The following is a 16,076-nucleotide window of genomic DNA, read 5'->3' as shown; positions in this document are numbered from 1 at the left end:
TTACGATTCGGTAACTCTGGTCCAAAACCAATAAAATAGACTGCTGACTAAGTGCCGCAGTCTTCATTCATAAGATTAATAAGAAAGTTTCTTTCATAATTAAATAATGCATCAGAAGTTATTGCTTTCATTTCGAATATCCTTTGTTATACCTGTGATGATTTGTATAATAGTGAAAATCCCCAAGAAAACAGTGACAATATTAAACCATGGATTATCATAGAATGAAAGACATTTTTGAAAGAAATCCAGTTCAACTATGTTTGCCGGGAATCCATTCATTTCTCTATACTTAGGACCCCATCCCGTTAATTCTACAAAATTAAAATAAAGCTGTGAAACTAAAAATGCCAAAACCGTGAGAAACCAACTTCTTTTATATAACGGTCGTTTTTTGTTTACTTTACCCATTTAATCAGTTTCCTTTTCTGCATTTTTTTACTAAGTGTCCATCTAAAATCATTATATTATGAAGCAGCAGATGTGCCAACTTCTTTTCTCACCACCTTCATAAGTCTGTATGTGGACTGTTTTAATTCCAACCTTCAATGATTATCATCGAACGATAAGTGTTAGAGTTTTAACTGTTTAATAACCTTTTTTAGGTCTTTTTTAAGAAACGACCAATTTTTATTATTGGCTGCCGCTATAACGGATTTGAGAACTGGATAGAGTTATGCCGGCACTTTCGGAGTAGTAAAATCTCTTCCCTCTTACTATGTACTTTTCCTAAATCAGACCCTTCCAACAATCCGCATTCCACCGTTCGAGTTAGAATAGACTTTTTCTGCATTTTTCTGCTCGAAATTAGCTGTTTTCATTCGCTTATCTCACGTTTTTTCAACTCTTTTCGTCAGTTAAAATAATAATCTGCACATGAAAAAGATCCGGAAATCGGCAATGTTCTTTCTGCCAAAATCCAGATCTGATGAGAAATTGTTTATTTTTAGTGAGACGATTTCAAAACAAGCTTCGCCACAGCTTCCACATGAGCCGTCTGCGGAAACATATCAACAGGCTGAATATATTCGACGCGGTAGTCCTTCGACAGCGCCTGCAAATCCTTCGCAAGTGTGGATGGGTTGCAGGAAACGTAGACAAAGCGTTTCGGTTTAACTTTTTTGATCGTCTCCAAGAATGTGCTGTCACAGCCGGTTCTCGGCGGGTCAACGATGACGACGTCCGGGCGGAAGCCTTCTTTCGTCCATTTCGGGAGCCAGTGTTCGGCTGTTCCTGTTACATATGTGGCATTTGTCATGCCATGTTTTTTGGCGTTTTTCTTGGCATCATCAATTGAATCCTTAATGACGTCCATGCCGCGGACTTCCTTCGCTCCGTCCGCTACCCACATACCGATGGTGCCGACGCCGCAGTATGCGTCAACAACTTTTTCTTTCCCAGTCAGCTGTGTCGCTTTTTTCACTTCGTCATACAGCTTGACGGTTTGCTCCGGGTTGAGCTGGAAGAAGGCGCGGGCGCTCAGTTCAAAGGATACGTCACCGAGCACCTCTTGGATCACTGTTTTTCCGGCGAGCGGTTTTGATTTCTCACCGAAAATAACTGAGGTTTTCGCTCCGTTTACGTTTTGAATAATCGATTTGACCTCTGGCAGGCGCTTTTGGATCGCTTTGACGATTTCTTCCTTGTGCGGGAGCGTTTCTTTTGCCGTTACAAGCACGACCTGCACTTCGCCTGTTTCAAAGCCGACTCTTGTCACGATGGTGCGAACATCGCCTTTTCGTTTCCGTTCATTATAAACAGACACATTAAAATCCTCTAAAATGCGGCGGACGATGCCTGTTGTTTTATTGGTTGCCGGATGCTGAACGACACAGTCTTTAATCGGCACAATGTCATGAGATTCAAGGCCATATAAACCGGCGATGATGCTGCCGCTTTGCGAGCGCCCGATTTGGAATTGGCTTTTGTTGCGGTAATTCCATGGGTTGTCCATGCCGATCGTTTCTTTGATGTCCATGTTTTCTACATTAAACTTCGTATGGCGTTCAAGTGACTGAATAACGATGTCGCGTTTTTCCCGAAGCTGCTGGCTGTATGCAAGATGCTGAAGCTGACAGCCGCCGCATTGTTCATAGACAGGACAAGGCGGTGCCACGCGATGCTCCGACGATTTGCGGATCTTCTTTATGCGGCCCTCCGAAAACTTCGGCTGAACCTTTGTGGCTTGGACGACAACCTCTTCGCCAGGAAGCGCGCCGGGTACAAAGACGACTTTTTTCTTAAAGTAGCCGACACCTTCGCCGTTAATGCCGAGACGCTTAATTGTCAGCGGAAAGGTTTGTCCGACCTTCAGTTCGACGGGCGCCTGTTTCTTTTGTTGATTCACATTGTTCTCTCCGTTTCTATATGAAGCTTTCTGCAGATGGCAGAAAGTGAAATGTTTTTTCACATCTTTCTAGTATAACACGTTTGCAGGATTTCCTTCATTGTCAGACGAATTATTCGATACTCCTCCATAAATACAAAGACGCATAGCTTAAATAAGGCTCCCATTCCTTGCTCATCGCCAGCATGACATCCTTTGCCGGTTTATCGTCCAGCTGAAAATGGCGTTTGATCGCATTCTGGAGGCCTATATCGGCAAGCGGGAATAAATTAGGGCGCCCAAGGCCGAACATGAGAACGTTTTGCACAGTCCACGGGCCGATCCCCCTGATTTTGACCAGTTTCTTCATGATATCTTCATCCGTCATATGCGGCAGTTCTGATAAGTCGAGTTCGCCCTCTGTGATCAGCCTTGATGTATCAATCGCATATTCTGCTTTTTTCATGCTGAATTGCAGATCGCGCAGATCTTGATAATCGAGTTCCGCAATGGTTTCAGGCTTTGGATAGCACCATACGCCGTCCTTCTGCTCGCCAAACGCATGGACAAACCGTTCTGTTAACGTATAAGCGAAGGAAAGATTGAGCTGCTGGTGGATGATGCATTTCATGATGCAGTTGTACACATTGTAGTCCAATACAATAGGCGTGCCGGCATGCTCTTCAAAAATGGCGGACAGACTCGTTTTCGAGAAATGATCGAGCACGTGCTGTAAATCATGTTCCCATTGAAAAATCCGTTTGATTTCCATCATCATCTCTTCCTGATCCATTTCCCCGCTGACAAGAAACTCAGGCGCATCCGCGTTTCCTAACGCCTGTACCTTTACAATACATACGTCTCCCGCTTGGCTTCTGATCGGCACGCGAATATTCCTCGCTTCTCTATTTACCGCATTGAGAGGATCTAAAGACAGTCTGTCCAGCACGCGGTCAAAATGGTATGGAGGCGTGACAAATACGTTTTCCTTCCACATGAAATCCACCCTTTTTCCGTTTTTGTTCAGTATAACACGCCGCCGGTAATAGGCAGAGAACACCGTATACTTTTCTCATAAAGGCCGCATGATATAATGGCAGGTGGAGGGTTGTTTATGATCAACATTACCGCAATGACAACAGAGCATCAGCTGCTGAAAAATATATCAATCGAACGAGTGGAACAGCCTGATATCGTGTGGTACTGGGTTGACTTATACGGCCCGGAGGATACGGAAACGGCGTTATTGAAAGACTTTTTTCATTTTCATCCGCTTGCCATTGAGGATTGCTTCCAGCATATGCAGCGCCCCAAGCTTGACCATTATGACGGCTATCGCTTTTACGTGATTCATGCGCTGAACAAGGAAACGCTTGAGACGGAGGAAGTCGATATTTTTCAAGGCGAAAAATTTGTCGTCACCTTTCATTTACATGAAACGCCTGGTATTGCCAAAGTTCGAGAGCGTTTGCATGCATCACCGGATATATTGAAAAAAGGGCCTGGACATATTTCTTATATGATCATGGATCAGCTTGTCGATGAGTATTTTCCCCTTGTTTACAAAATTGAAGACCGGCTGAACGAAATTGAAGAAAGCCGCTCTCACAAAACGTATGGAACGCTAATGAACGAGGTGTTTGAACTTAGGACAGATTTGTTGCATCTGAGGCGGACGATTATTCCGATGCGTGATTTGCTATATCGGGTTTTAAGCCTTGAGCAAGTGAAAGAACAGCCGGAAACAAAAGCCTACTTCAGCGACATATATGATCATTTACTAAAATTATCTGAGATTGTGGAATCCAACCGGGACATGACATCCGACTTGCGCGACAGCTACGTGACCCTGAACTCAAATCGGATGAACGCGATTATGATGACATTAACGATTGTGTCGACCATTTTCATCCCGCTCACCTTTATTGCCGGTGTCTATGGAATGAACTTCGACAACATGCCGGAGCTTCACTGGAGATACGGATATTTTGCCGTGCTCGGCCTGATGGCAGCGCTTGTCATCGGGATGCTGATGTGGTTTGTACATAAGGGATGGTTCAATATATTTAAATGAGGACAGCAGAAAGCTGTTCTTTTTATGTTGGCAAGCAATTTCCATGCACCTCCTGTTCAGATTGTTTATAATGAGAAAAACATTCAGGGAGTGATCGGATTGAAAATTGCTGTGATCGGACTCGGCAACATGGGACAGCCCATTGCTCGAAACGTGCTTCAGGCAGGCTATGAATTGGCTGTATATAATCGAACAAAACAAAAAACAGAAGAACTTGCATCAGCAGGCGCACAGGCAGTCGACACGCCGCGGCAAGCGGCAGAGTCAGCTGATATCGTTATCACGATGCTTTCAGATGACGATACTGTCAGCGCCGTGACATTCGGAGAAGACGGACTGATGGAAGGATTAGCAAAGAACGGCATTCACATCTCGATGAGCACGATCAGTGTTGAGTTCTCAGAAAAGCTTGCTGCGGCCCATGCGGAGAAAGGACAATCTTTCCTTGCCGCTCCTGTGCTTGGCAGGCCCGATGCCGCCGCCAAAGCAGCACTCCGGATTATAACAGCCGGACCGGCGAAAGCGAAGCAAGCCGCCAAGCCTCTGCTTGAGAGTCTAAGCCAGCAAGTATTTGATGTCGGTGAAGAAAGCAAAACGGCAAATGCGGCTAAAATCAGTGTCAATTTCTTGCTCGTCTCCATGCTGGAGGCGTTATCTGAATCATTCTTAATGATGGAGAAGTACGGCTTAGAGCAAAAACAATTTTTAGAAATCGCCAGCTCGCTCTTTGGCTCTCCTGTCTACCAAAATTACGGAACCATCATGGCTGAGCAGAGATTCGAGCCTGCCGGTTTCAAAATGTCCTTAGGGCTGAAGGATACCAATTTGGCACTCGCCGCAGCTAGTCAGGTTTCTGCACACCTCCCTCTTGCCGAGCTGGCCAAGAGCCATTTTGAAAGCGGGATCGAACAAGGCTTAGAAGACCTGGATTGGGCCGCACTGATTAAATGTATAAAATAACAAGAAGGCCTCTCCTTTTTTTGGAGAGGCTCTTTCTATTACAAAGACGGCAGCTTCATTTCTTTCTCAAACATCAAATCATCAAGGCTTTTAAATGTATAGCCTTGTTTTTTCAGGTTTGTGATCGTATCATCCAATGCTTCAGCATTGTCCTTAGATACGGTGTGAAGCAGATAAATGGCTCCTGGGTGCGCCTGCTTGATCATATGATCGTAAGCGTATTTCTTCCCCTTTTGGTTGTTGATCTTCCAATCAACAAAAGCAACCGACCAGAAAACGGTTTGATAGCCAAGGCGTTTCGTTTCTTTCAGCACATACTCACTGAATACGCCGCGCGGCGGGCGCAGATACAGGTTGTCCCGCTTTCCCGTTATTTTATAGACCTCTTCATTGACGGAATCAAGTTCGTCCTGAATTTGGTCAGCAGTTTTTTTGGTCAGATCCGGATGATGAAAGGAATGGTTGCCGATAATATGGCCTTCGTCTGACATCCGTTTAATCAGCTCAGGCTGATCCTTTACGAAATGCCCTGTGACAAAAAAAGTTCCTGTTACGCGATGTTTTTTTAGGACATCAAGCACTTTTGGCGTATAGCCATTTTCATAGCCGTTATCAAACGTTAAGTAAATCGTTTTTTCCTTTGTATTCCCTAAATAAAACGCGTCGTATTTTTCAATTAAACTGTTCAGCTGCTTTCCGGCATCTGGCGGCTGATGATTGACACTTCGTTTAAAGCCCCAATTGATCGGCTCATTCGGCACCGCTTCAGCTTGCGCCGCGCCTCCGACAAGCAAGACGACGAGACAGCATATTGAACACATCCATTTCATGGCCAGCGCTCCTTCTGCATTTTTCCTTATTTTACAGAAAGGGGCCCCATTTTATACTGACGCTTTATGGCAAACAAAAAACCGCGGCGGGCGCGCGGTTTTATTCCCAGTCTTTTTTAAAGCGTTCGTATTTAGCTTCCAGATCATCAAGCATGCTGATGAGTCTGTCTATATCTTCAACATCGGTTGCTTCAGGGTCTAATGAATCGATGACATTCATAAACATGTCAAGTCTATTCTTTAAATAATCAATCTGCTGATCTTTATTGTTTATAGCGTTCCCCATTCTGTTCCTCCATTCATTTTTTATTATGGTAGCTCAATTTTTGCCGTTTTTCAATTGATGCGCTACTTGCGAACTTGGCAAATCAGGTCTAAAATGAACAGTTGGCAGCGTTAGTATGCCCTATTTATAAAGGAGTTAGATAGTCATGACACAAAACACAAAGCTGCGTCCGATTACACCAGAGTTTGATCCGTGGGAAGCCTATATGGATGTGGACCAGTATGGAGACATGCAACTGACAAATGTTGAATTCACAACAACAACACTGTGCAATATGAGATGCGAGCATTGCGCTGTAGGCTATACATTGCAGCCTAAAGACCCGAATGCTCTGCCAATAGATCTTCTGTTAAAACGGCTGGAGGAAATCCCGCGCCTGAGATCCATTAGTATTACAGGCGGAGAGCCGATGCTTTCATTAAAATCCGTAAAAGAATATGTCGTTCCGTTATTAAAATACGCCCGTGAACGGGGTGTGCGGACGCAGATTAATTCTAACCTGACCCTCGACATCGAACGGTATGAATGGATTATTCCGTATCTTGATGTCCTGCATATTTCTCATAACTGGGGTACGGTTGAGGACTTTGCAGAGATCGGCTTTGCCATGATGGACCGAAAACCGACCTTCGAACAGCGCGCGCGCTATTTTGAAAAAATGATTGAAAACAGCCGCACACTTGTGGATGCAGGGGTAATGGTATCTGCGGAAACGATGCTGAACAAACGAACACTTCCGCATATTGAGCATATTCATCGTCAAATCACAGAAGATATGAAATGTCAGCGTCACGAAATTCATCCTATGTATCCAAGCGATTTCGCGAGCGCTCTTGAATCTCTTAGCCTGAAAGAGATGAGACAGGCCATTCACCGCTTGCTGGATATTCGTGATGAAAAGACGTGGATGCTGTTCGGGACACTGCCGTTTTATGCCTGCAGTTCGGACGAAGACGATCAACAGCTGCTTCGCCGGCTGCGCGCGGCGAAAAACGTCACAGTGAGAAATGACCCTGACGGCCGTTCGCGCTTGAATGTGAACATTTTTGACGGAAACATCATCGTGACTGATTTCGGCGATACGCCGCCGCTAGGCAATATTCAGACAGACAGCCTCCCTTCCGCCTATGAAAAATGGAGAGAGACGAAGCTTGCAAAAGAGCTGAATTGCCACTGCTCGAATGTCCGGTGCCTCGGCCCGAATGTTCTCGTCAAAAACAGTTATTATCAAGATACAGATTTCTCAAAACGTCAAGCCAGGAGTTAGATGCGGATGGAAGAAACATTCACGGAGATTTTCCAGAACAAAATCGTCGATATTCTCCTCGTTGCTGTTATCCTTTGGATCGGTGTCTTTATCATCAACCGGCTGGTGCAGCTGTTTTTTAAACGGACGGACTTTATTGAAGAAAAAAAGGAAAAAACCATTGAAAGCCTTGTCCGTTCTGTCACCCAGTATACGGCGACGATCGGTTTTATCTTTTACGTTATTTCTTTGTTTGTGCATGATTTCGGCAAGATATTAGCCGGGGCGGGCGTAGCAGGTATTGTGATCGGTTTTGGCGCCCAATCGCTGATTAAGGATGTGCTGGCGGGTGTGTTTTTCATTTACGAGCGCCAGCTGCATAAAGGCGATTATGTCACCGTCAACAATTTGTTTAAGGGGACAGTGGAGGAAATCGGCCTTCGCTCACTGCAAATCCGGGAATGGAGCGGTAAACTGCTTACCATCAGCAACGGTGAGGTCAGACAGATAGAGAACTACAATATCGATTTTATGCGAATAACAGAATCTATTCTCATCAGCTTTAAGGAAGATCCGGACCGCGTGTACAGTGTTTTGGAAGGGGCTTGTGACATGCTGAATGAAGAGCTTCGTGATTCATTGAAACGGGATGAATTCGGCAATCCGACAGAGCCCTTTCAAATACACGGGATCACCGCATTGAATAAAATCAATCGCGGCGTCGAATTTACAGTAAAAGGCATGGTGAAAGATGCCGATTACTTTAGCGCCAGCCTTGCAGCAAGACGGGTTCTCGTCCGCCAGCTGTACCAAAACAATGTGCAAATGCTTGAGGAAGCGGTCAAAATCGAGCGAACGCAATAAAAAACTGATTCCAAAATGGAATCAGTTTTTTTATTTATCTTGGCTGTGAGGAAATTTGAAAGCTGAATGTGACGTGGTCTTGAACCGGAATCCATGCTCCGATTCCCTGTGAGGTGACATTTTTCACGACAAGTTTTCGTTTATTCCCTTTCAGCACTAAGTATACTTCTCCGTAAGTCACTTTTCCTTTTTCATTTACTGCCGGTGCATATGCGTTCAGATAACCGAGTTTTTTGGGAGCCACTTTATAAATTTGATCCCGCTTTGTACCCGCTCCGACTACGGTATCAAAAGCAAGCGGAAGATTCGTTTTCTTCATCGCTTTCAGCATCATCATGCTTTTAACGTCTTCCGCATTGGGAACTTTAGCTGTCAGGCCGCCCTTTACCTTGTATTGCTGTTCTTGGGCATAATGCATTTCAGCTGTTTCTTTTCCGCCACGGTTATCTGCACGATTTGTGTTGATTTTTTTATATTCCCAGTTCGCGACAGTTTCATTTGATTCATAGCCGAGCGCCCATTTCCCAAGAAATATTGTCGCCCGGTAGCCAACCGCAAGCGGTGTACCGGATATGTTGGATTCATTCAGCATTTTGATGAGATGAGGGTTTTCCACCTTCACCTCGGACTGATCGAGCAATTCCTTTGCCAGCTTGCTTGGCTGAAGCATCGGCTGATCCTGTGAAGCATTTGGATACGTGTTTTCCTTGGAAATGCTTGCGACAGAATTAGGAACCTTAAACTGCTTTTTCGCGTGGATAGGCTGAACGCCGAAAAAACTAAAGAATAACAGCACAATAAGTGTGGAATGAAATAGCTTTTTCATCATATCACTCTTTCTATGGCATTTTCCCTTAGTCTTTTCATCACGCGTTGTTGTTATCCAACATTTTTTTAAGTTATAGAAGGAAAAAGCCGATCGCCATAATGATATAGGCGGCAAGCAGTGTCGCTCCTTCAAACCAGTTAGAATCGCCGTCATTCGAGATGACGATCATCAAGAGAACAGACGATACCATCGCCACGAGCTCTGGGAGTGTAAACACAAGCGGCATGCTGACCGGGAAAAAGATGGAACAAATCACAAGAACCGGTGCGACAAACATAGCAATCTGCAGTGTTGAGCCGACTGCGATTTCAACAGCAATATCCATTTTATTTTTGTAGGCCATAATAATGGCTGATGCGTGCTCCGCGGCATTACCGACAATCGCCACGATGATGACCCCGATAAACAGCTCGCTCCAGCCGAACTGTTCAGCCACAGAGTGAAAGGTATGCACAAGGTTTTCGGATATGTACGCCACGACAATCGTTGCCGCAAACAAGACAATCGTCGCCACCTTGCCAGACCATTCCGGCTGCTCCTTTTCTTCGTGCTGGACGGCATTGTTCGGCTGATAAACTCCGCGGTGCGTGACCAGTTTAAAATACAGCGCGGCGACATATAACAGAATCATGATGATGCTGATTCCGATGCTTAAATTGAGCTTGCTCGTATCTCCCATTCCAATAGAAAATACTTCTGGAATCACGAAGGCGACAATGATGGCGAAAATTAGCAGCCCTGAATTATGGCGCGCGTCATGGACATTAAACTCCTGCCGCTTATATTTTAAACCGCCGATAAAAAATGAGAGGCCCGCTACCAGCAAGAGGTTTCCCAGCACTGAACCGGTTAAAGAGGCAAGCACGATTCCTGTCAGGCCTTCCTTTAATGCAAATATGGAGATGATCAGCTCAACCGCATTCCCGAAGGTGGCGTTCAACAAACCACCGATCCGAGGTCCTGCAATAATGGACAGTGATTCAGTCGCCCTTCCCATATAACTCGCAAGTGCGATAATGGTGACGCAATACACTGCAAAAAGTATGGCAGAAGGCCAATGCATGAAACTGCCGATGACAGAAAGCGGAACACCAGCTGCTACTAAAATAAAAAAGATACGATTCATGGTGAAATGGCTCCTTTTTTATGACTTGTTTTATTTTATTCTTTACAAAAACCTTCATGATTACACGAGGGCAAATGCCCACAGGGATATAGGCTTTTTTCAGGTTGCCGGCTTTTGGAAATCGTTGTACGATCTACATAGATTCCACAGAAGGAGAACAAACACGATGTCACGATGTCATTTCTTTATCCTTGTGTTGCTCGTTTCCATTTCCGGTTTTTCACAAGGCATGCTGCTTCCTGTCATTTCGATTATTTTTGAAACGAATGGGGAATCAGCCACTATCAATGGCCTGCACGCCACAGGACTGTATATCGGCGTGCTTTTGGCTTCACCGTTTATGGAAACACCGCTCAGAAAGCTCGGATTCAAGCCGCTGATTGTCATTGGCGGAAGCCTCGTGATTGTAAGCCTGTTCGGATTTATTTGGCTCCAGTCTGTTTGGACCTGGTTCCTGCTTCGCCTATTGATCGGAATCGGCGACCACATGCTTCATTTTTCTACACAAACATGGGTAACCTCCATGTCAGCCAAACAAAATCGCGGAAGAAACTTGTCAATTTACGGACTTTCCTTCGGCCTTGGCTTTGCCGCGGGCCCGTTTATGGTTCCGCTTGTCAAACTGAATCCGGCGCTGCCTTTTATCGTGTCCGGCTGCTTCAGCCTGTTTGCGTGGCTTTTTGTTTTCTTATTACAAAATGCATACCCGGAAACCAGTTCTTACGAAACCAAATCAGATAATAGCTTCAGACGTTTTTATCAAGCCATACTGTTTGGATGGATTGCTTTTATGCCTACATTCGGATACGGCTTTCTGGAGACAGCGCTGAACGGAAGCTTTCCTGTGTATGCACTTCGTTTGGGGATTTCTGTAGACGCAGTGGCACTGATTCTTCCGGCATTTGCGATTGGAAGCATTATCTTTCAGTTTCCGCTTGGCATCCTCAGCGATAAATACGGGCGGCGGAAGGTTCTGCTTGTGATTTTGCTGATAGGGGCGCTCTGCTTTTTCATCGCCGGCGTGTTCCCTTCTCCTTATGTGATTGGCTGCAGCTTTTTTGTGGCAGGAATGGCTGTCGGTTCTACCTTTACACTTGGAATCAGCTATATGACAGATCTTCTTCCGCCTCACCTGCTTCCCGCGGGGAATCTGCTTTGCGGCGTTACATTCAGTCTCGGCAGCATCCTCGGCCCGATCGCCGGCGGCTGGTATATGCAAGCATTCGAAAGCGCAAACTTGTTTTATTTCATCACGCTTACGCTTAGTGTTGTGTGGCTGGCCCTTGTGTTTGGCAAACCGAAGATCTGGTCATCTGCTGAGACCTATTCTTCATCTTCTTAATCAAAAAGCCTCCTGACAAATGTCAGGAGGCTTTTGTTCTAATGATAGCCGTTTTGTCCGTTGGCGCTTCCGCTTGTTTTATGGCTCGATTTGCTTTTCGAATTTTGTTTGTTATGGCTTCCGCCTTTTTTCGTATGTTTGGTCATCACATAGCCCCCCGACTTTTTTTGAACCGAAGTTCATATATAGGGTGCACTAATGATAGGGATTTTCATCAGGAAGCTTTTTACGTTTATGTAAAAGTGCGTTGATTTCTCCTCCCAGGATAATTAAAATCCCGCTCAAGTAGAACCAAATCATCAGGACGATGATACCCCCGATGCTCCCATATGTGGCGCTATAGTTCCCAAACGTGCTGACGTAAAATGAGAACAGGGTGCTGACCACGATCCAGCCGATAGTCGCAAAGACCGCGCCCGGCATAACAAACCTGAGAGACAGCTTTTTGTTCGGCGCAATCACATACAAAGCGGAAAACACAATTAAAAGGACAAGCGGGCTGAGCCCCCAGCGAACCGCGGCCCACACAGATAAAAACAGATCCGATGCACCGGCAAAGTCAGAAGCGAGCCTCCCAATCTCCCGGCCGAATACCGGCAGGAGCAAGGCCACTAAAATCGTAAATACCATAGCAATCGTCAGAAAAATTGAGGTTAGACGAACAATGATAAAAGAGCGGTTTTCTTCCACATCATACGCGTGGTTTAATGAGCGGACAATGGCGTTCATTCCATTAGAAGCAGACCATAAAGCCGCGATTATCCCGAAGGACAGCAATCCGCCATTTCGATTATTTAAGGTTTGCTGGGTAATGGATTCAACGAGGGACATCGCGCTGTCAGGAGCATACTGTTTTACAACTCCCAGAACATCATCGGTCGAGATTGGAAGATACGCGGTGAGCGTCAGTATAAAAATCAAAAATGGAAACAACGACAATAGAAAAAAATACGCCAGCTCCGCAGATTTGCTTTGCCCTTCATGAAGGCTGTATCTGCTGAAAAGCTCTTTCAAGAAGTTCATGTTGTCTCACCTCGGCTATTCGATCATTTTTTAGAAAAGTGCTCTTTCGTTTCTTGTACGAGCTCCATCACTTGCGGTGTTGTTTTTTTCAGCTCTTTCACCTGCTGGCTGACAAAGCCAACTTCATCTGACAGCGTTTGGGCCAGCTTTTTGGCTTTATCCACCTTTGTAATGACGGTGTTTTTCAACAGCTCCGGATTGGTCTTGTATAGTGAAAGTGTATGCTTGCCTGTCAGCCATCTCATGCCGCACGCCTGTCTTGTCGGCTTATGAAGCAGTGATAACGCCGCGCCTGCCGCAGCTCCGAGAAACATTCCTTTTAGCATCAAACGTTCGTTATTCATGCAAATTCCCCTTTCACTCACAATTGTTTTTCTTTTTGAATGGCTACAAGCAAATGCTCACAGCCCGATTTGATTAATTGGCAAACCTCTTCAAAGTTTCCTGTGTAGTAAGGATCAGGAACGTCAGCCAAATCTGAATCGTCAACATAGTCCAAGAGCCTTTTGATATGTGACGTGTTCTTAAAACCTGCCATGCTTCTGAGACTCCCGATATTTTCTGCATCCATCGCAACGATGTAATCAAAATCGGCCAAATCCTGTTCGCTGACTTGACGCGCCAGCATGCCTTCATAGCTGATACCTTCTCTTCGCAATATCTCCTGTGTTCCTTGATGCGGCGGATTACCGATGTGCCAGCCGCCGATACCGGCTGAATCTGTCTTGATTTTCCCCTCTAATCCTTTTTTGGCCGCCAAGTCCCGAAAAATCGCTTCTGCCATCGGAGAACGGCAAATGTTTCCTAAACAAACAAATAACACGCTTATCATGCTGTACAACCTCCCTATTCTTTGCCCTTATTTCTTTAAAAAGAAACCTTTATGACTATCTTAGTAGGAAGTTCATGATCTTTTCAACTGATGTCTCCATTTTTTTCAAGCAGCAGCCAGCTTTTAGAATAGGGTTTTTTTCTGATCGAATTCTGTTAGAATAAAATATACCGAAAATCGCTCAAAGAAAGGATGGAACCACTTGTCCAGTCTAAATACAGAAACATTAACGCAAATGATTGAAGAGATTTCCCAAAAACTGAACATGCTGAACGTCGGCGTGATCAAAGCGGAGGACTTCAGTGATGAAAAGATTGAAGACCTCACATACCTTCACAGCATGGTGATGAAAAAACAATCTTTCAGCCCAAGTGAAATGCAGGCGATCGCACAGGAATTAGCCTCACTTCGTAAATAAATGAGACTGGCCGGTAACTCGGCGAGTCTTTTTTATACATTGCCCCAAAACCAGTGTTTCTTACAACAAACGTCATTCGCATTATTTTATGATGCGGCAGGGGGGCTTTCGCTTTCCGCTATTTGGCCGGTAAAGACCATGTTCGAAAAAGATTTGAAGGAGTACAAGCATGAAAACGACACCAATCAAGACAGCATCCGGAATGTATATCAATTACTTCTTTTTGGGAATGGTCAACATCATTCTCGCATCCAATATGTCTTCTTTAACGAAACAGTGGAATACCGATCCGACCGGCATTAGCTATGTCATCGCCGCTATCGGGTTCGGCAAGCTGCTGACATACGGCATTTCGGGCATTTTATCAGATAAAATCGGCAGAAAACCGCTTGTTGTCGCTTCCGCGGGAATTATGGCCGTCTTTTTAGTCGGTATTCCTTTATCACCAAGCTATGAATTGGCATTTGTGTTCGCTCTATTAGCCGGAGTCGCAAATTCAGCGATGGATGCTGGAACCTATCCAGCCCTAACCGAGCTCTTCCCGGCTGCTTCCGGTTCGGCGAATGTCTTAGTCAAAGCCTTTATGTCTGTCGGGGCCGCGCTTTTGCCGCTTTTGATCACGTTTTTATCAGACCGCAGCCTGTTTTACGGATTTGCTTTTTATCTCCCGGCAGCTGTCTATGCGCTGAATATCATTTATTTATCAACGCTATCGTTTCCTAAGAGACAGAAGAAGCCGACTGACAGCAGCAAACAGAAATCGCCCGCTTTCTTGTCTGAACCTGTTTTTCAGAAAGAAGGCACTGCACTGATCATTATCGGTTTTACATCAACGGCTTTATTTACCGTTTCTCAAATCTGGCTCCCGAGCTACGCGCAAAAGGCTGCCGGTTTAGCTGAAGCAGCATCCGTGCAATTGCTGAGCTATTACAGTATAGGGTCTCTGACATCGGTATTATTATTAGCCGTTTTGCTGAACAGATGGGTAAAGCCAGTCATGATTACGCTCTTATATCCTGTTATTACTTTATGTACGCTTGCAGTCATGCTGACCGTCCATATTCCGGTTGTGCTTGACATCACCGCCTTTTTCTTAGGTTTTTCTACTGCGGGTGTGTTTCAAATTACCATTACCTTAATGACAGAGCTTTTCTGGAAGCGAAAAGGAACCGTTACCGGAATTGTAGCGACCGCTTCAAGCATCGCGTCCATCCTGCTGCCGATTGCCACCGGGCTCATCGCAAAAGCTGGAGGCATCGCCCATATCTTTATGTTCGACTTTGGCATTGCAGTCATCGGAACCGCCGCTGCCGCCTTCTTATATTACAGATATAAGAAACTGACAAGTGTTCAAGCATAAGCAATAAAAAAACGGACGCCCGAAAGCGTCCGTTTTTTCTTATTTCTCAAGCAATGCCAATGATTCGCGATTAAATGCCGGAATATCATCTGGTGTTCGGCTAGTGACCAATTGGTTTTGGCAAACAACCACTTCTTGATCCACAACGTTGGCACCAGCGTTTTCCATGTCAATACGAATGGACGTATAACCTGTCGCTTTTCGGCCATCGAGCGCTTTCGCGTTGATTAAAAGCTGCGGTCCGTGGCAAATCGCAAATACTGGTTTTTTATCTGTCATAAATGATTTTGTAAATTGAACGAAACGGTCATCAGCGCGAAGCTGGTCTGGTGAAAACCCGCCGGGAATCAAAAGCGCATCAAAGTCTGAAGGATCGACGTCATCGATGGACGCGTCAACTGTTACTTCTGCGTTCCCTTGCTTGCCTTTAACTGTTTTTCCTTTTTCATTTTCGATAACAGTCAGCTCATGTCCCGCTTCTTTAAAAGCTTTCGCAGGTTCAGTGTACTCACTGTCCTCAAAATAATCTGTTAAAACAACTGCAATTTTTTTTCCCATGA

General features: G+C 45.1%; 18 protein-coding genes. 7 read left to right on the top strand and 11 right to left on the bottom strand.

Going from position 1 to position 16,076, the window contains the following annotated elements:
* Positions 1–111: 111 nt before the first annotated feature.
* The 3 genes from AAGG74_RS22225 to AAGG74_RS22215 all read right to left on the bottom strand — a co-directional run bounded on the left by AAGG74_RS22225 (position 112) and on the right by AAGG74_RS22215 (position 3,323).
* The gene (locus AAGG74_RS22225; RefSeq protein ID WP_162102948.1) at positions 112–411 is read right to left on the bottom strand and encodes a YfzA family protein; all 300 of its coding nucleotides are present in this window, start codon (positions 409–411) and stop codon (positions 112–114) included.
* Between the two features lie 535 nt (positions 412–946).
* Positions 947–2,347, bottom strand: coding sequence for a 23S rRNA (uracil(1939)-C(5))-methyltransferase RlmD (gene rlmD, locus AAGG74_RS22220; RefSeq protein WP_429677260.1), 1,401 nt, complete (start codon positions 2,345–2,347; stop codon positions 947–949).
* Positions 2,348–2,459: 112 nt separating this feature from the next.
* Positions 2,460–3,323, bottom strand: a complete 864-nt coding sequence (locus AAGG74_RS22215) for a DNA-3-methyladenine glycosylase family protein (RefSeq protein WP_225493978.1) — start codon at positions 3,321–3,323, stop codon at positions 2,460–2,462.
* Positions 3,324–3,440: 117 nt separating this feature from the next.
* Here AAGG74_RS22215 and corA point away from each other — a divergent pair, with 117 nt between their 5' ends.
* Positions 3,441–4,400, top strand: coding sequence for a magnesium/cobalt transporter CorA (gene corA, locus AAGG74_RS22210; protein WP_162102951.1), 960 nt, complete (start codon positions 3,441–3,443; stop codon positions 4,398–4,400).
* A gap of 99 nt (positions 4,401–4,499) precedes the next feature.
* On the top strand, positions 4,500–5,360 hold the full coding sequence (locus tag AAGG74_RS22205; RefSeq protein ID WP_429677259.1) for an NAD(P)-dependent oxidoreductase: 861 nt from the start codon (positions 4,500–4,502) through the stop codon (positions 5,358–5,360).
* Positions 5,361–5,398: 38 nt separating this feature from the next.
* Here AAGG74_RS22205 and pdaA read toward each other — a convergent pair whose 3' ends face one another.
* A complete protein-coding gene (gene pdaA / locus AAGG74_RS22200) occupies positions 5,399–6,190 on the bottom strand; it encodes a delta-lactam-biosynthetic de-N-acetylase (RefSeq protein WP_429677257.1) in 792 nt (263 codons plus the stop codon).
* Between the two features lie 100 nt (positions 6,191–6,290).
* Complete coding sequence (locus AAGG74_RS22195; RefSeq protein WP_162102953.1) at positions 6,291–6,476, bottom strand: SE1561 family protein; 186 nt, start codon at positions 6,474–6,476, stop codon at positions 6,291–6,293.
* Between the two features lie 145 nt (positions 6,477–6,621).
* Between AAGG74_RS22195 and yfkAB the strand changes: the two genes are divergently transcribed.
* Both yfkAB and mscC read left to right on the top strand, forming a co-directional pair.
* Positions 6,622–7,743: a radical SAM/CxCxxxxC motif protein YfkAB gene (gene yfkAB, locus AAGG74_RS22190; RefSeq protein ID WP_429677256.1), complete on the top strand. Its 1,122-nt coding sequence runs from the start codon at positions 6,622–6,624 to the stop codon at positions 7,741–7,743.
* Positions 7,744–8,586, top strand: a complete 843-nt coding sequence (gene mscC, locus AAGG74_RS22185) for a mechanosensitive ion channel protein MscC (protein ID WP_429677255.1) — start codon at positions 7,744–7,746, stop codon at positions 8,584–8,586. It abuts the gene before it with no gap.
* A 34-nt stretch (positions 8,587–8,620) separates the two neighbouring features.
* Here mscC and AAGG74_RS22180 read toward each other — a convergent pair whose 3' ends face one another.
* Both AAGG74_RS22180 and cax read right to left on the bottom strand, forming a co-directional pair.
* Positions 8,621–9,415, bottom strand: coding sequence for a YfkD famly protein (locus AAGG74_RS22180; protein WP_162102956.1), 795 nt, complete (start codon positions 9,413–9,415; stop codon positions 8,621–8,623).
* 70 nt (positions 9,416–9,485) lie between these two features.
* The gene (gene cax / locus AAGG74_RS22175) at positions 9,486–10,541 is read right to left on the bottom strand and encodes a calcium/proton exchanger (protein WP_162102957.1); all 1,056 of its coding nucleotides are present in this window, start codon (positions 10,539–10,541) and stop codon (positions 9,486–9,488) included.
* Positions 10,542–10,707: 166 nt separating this feature from the next.
* On the opposite strand from cax, the gene AAGG74_RS22170 reads away from it, so the two are divergent.
* On the top strand, positions 10,708–11,883 hold the full coding sequence (locus AAGG74_RS22170; protein ID WP_429677254.1) for an MFS transporter: 1,176 nt from the start codon (positions 10,708–10,710) through the stop codon (positions 11,881–11,883).
* 195 nt (positions 11,884–12,078) lie between these two features.
* Here AAGG74_RS22170 and AAGG74_RS22165 read toward each other — a convergent pair whose 3' ends face one another.
* Genes AAGG74_RS22165 through AAGG74_RS22155 form a run of 3 tightly spaced genes read right to left on the bottom strand, consistent with a single transcriptional unit; the run spans position 12,079 to position 13,738 of the window.
* Positions 12,079–12,906 carry a YihY family inner membrane protein gene (locus AAGG74_RS22165; RefSeq protein ID WP_162102958.1) on the bottom strand — a complete coding sequence of 276 codons (828 nt, stop codon included), beginning with the start codon at positions 12,904–12,906 and terminating at the stop codon, positions 12,079–12,081.
* A gap of 23 nt (positions 12,907–12,929) precedes the next feature.
* Entirely contained in the window at positions 12,930–13,250 is a 321-nt protein-coding gene (locus AAGG74_RS22160; protein ID WP_429677252.1) for a hypothetical protein, read from the bottom strand.
* Positions 13,251–13,267: 17 nt separating this feature from the next.
* Positions 13,268–13,738 carry a low molecular weight protein-tyrosine-phosphatase gene (locus tag AAGG74_RS22155; protein WP_429677251.1) on the bottom strand — a complete coding sequence of 157 codons (471 nt, stop codon included), beginning with the start codon at positions 13,736–13,738 and terminating at the stop codon, positions 13,268–13,270.
* Between the two features lie 202 nt (positions 13,739–13,940).
* Here AAGG74_RS22155 and AAGG74_RS22150 point away from each other — a divergent pair, with 202 nt between their 5' ends.
* A complete protein-coding gene (locus AAGG74_RS22150; RefSeq protein WP_162102961.1) occupies positions 13,941–14,156 on the top strand; it encodes a DUF1128 domain-containing protein in 216 nt (71 codons plus the stop codon).
* A 169-nt stretch (positions 14,157–14,325) separates the two neighbouring features.
* On the top strand, positions 14,326–15,516 hold the full coding sequence (locus AAGG74_RS22145; RefSeq protein WP_429677250.1) for an MFS transporter: 1,191 nt from the start codon (positions 14,326–14,328) through the stop codon (positions 15,514–15,516).
* A 39-nt stretch (positions 15,517–15,555) separates the two neighbouring features.
* On the opposite strand, the gene yfkM is transcribed toward AAGG74_RS22145, so the two are convergent.
* On the bottom strand, positions 15,556–16,074 hold the full coding sequence (gene yfkM / locus AAGG74_RS22140; protein WP_162102963.1) for a general stress protein 18: 519 nt from the start codon (positions 16,072–16,074) through the stop codon (positions 15,556–15,558).
* Positions 16,075–16,076: the final 2 nt, after the last annotated feature.

It is taken from the genome of Bacillus mexicanus, assembly GCF_050445615.1.
In the GTDB taxonomy this organism is placed as follows: domain Bacteria; phylum Bacillota; class Bacilli; order Bacillales; family Bacillaceae; genus Bacillus; species Bacillus mexicanus.
Note: the sequence above shows the minus strand (reverse complement) of the source record. Positions and strands in the feature narration are given on the sequence as shown.

Coding starts and splice junctions, on each gene's coding strand:
- AAGG74_RS22160 (WP_429677252.1), bottom strand. CDS start 13,250: ATGAATAACGAACGTTTGATGCTAAAAGGAATGTTTCTCGGAGCTGCG.
- pdaA (WP_429677257.1), bottom strand. CDS start 6,190: ATGAAATGGATGTGTTCAATATGCTGTCTCGTCGTCTTGCTTGTCGGA.
- AAGG74_RS22170 (WP_429677254.1), top strand. CDS start 10,708: ATGTCACGATGTCATTTCTTTATCCTTGTGTTGCTCGTTTCCATTTCC.
- AAGG74_RS22165 (WP_162102958.1), bottom strand. CDS start 12,906: ATGAACTTCTTGAAAGAGCTTTTCAGCAGATACAGCCTTCATGAAGGG.
- corA (WP_162102951.1), top strand. CDS start 3,441: ATGATCAACATTACCGCAATGACAACAGAGCATCAGCTGCTGAAAAAT.
- mscC (WP_429677255.1), top strand. CDS start 7,744: ATGCGGATGGAAGAAACATTCACGGAGATTTTCCAGAACAAAATCGTC.
- yfkAB (WP_429677256.1), top strand. CDS start 6,622: ATGACACAAAACACAAAGCTGCGTCCGATTACACCAGAGTTTGATCCG.
- yfkM (WP_162102963.1), bottom strand. CDS start 16,074: ATGGGAAAAAAAATTGCAGTTGTTTTAACAGATTATTTTGAGGACAGT.
- cax (WP_162102957.1), bottom strand. CDS start 10,541: ATGAATCGTATCTTTTTTATTTTAGTAGCAGCTGGTGTTCCGCTTTCT.
- AAGG74_RS22195 (WP_162102953.1), bottom strand. CDS start 6,476: ATGGGGAACGCTATAAACAATAAAGATCAGCAGATTGATTATTTAAAG.
- AAGG74_RS22155 (WP_429677251.1), bottom strand. CDS start 13,738: ATGATAAGCGTGTTATTTGTTTGTTTAGGAAACATTTGCCGTTCTCCG.
- AAGG74_RS22145 (WP_429677250.1), top strand. CDS start 14,326: ATGAAAACGACACCAATCAAGACAGCATCCGGAATGTATATCAATTAC.
- AAGG74_RS22215 (WP_225493978.1), bottom strand. CDS start 3,323: ATGTGGAAGGAAAACGTATTTGTCACGCCTCCATACCATTTTGACCGC.
- AAGG74_RS22180 (WP_162102956.1), bottom strand. CDS start 9,415: ATGATGAAAAAGCTATTTCATTCCACACTTATTGTGCTGTTATTCTTT.
- AAGG74_RS22225 (WP_162102948.1), bottom strand. CDS start 411: ATGGGTAAAGTAAACAAAAAACGACCGTTATATAAAAGAAGTTGGTTT.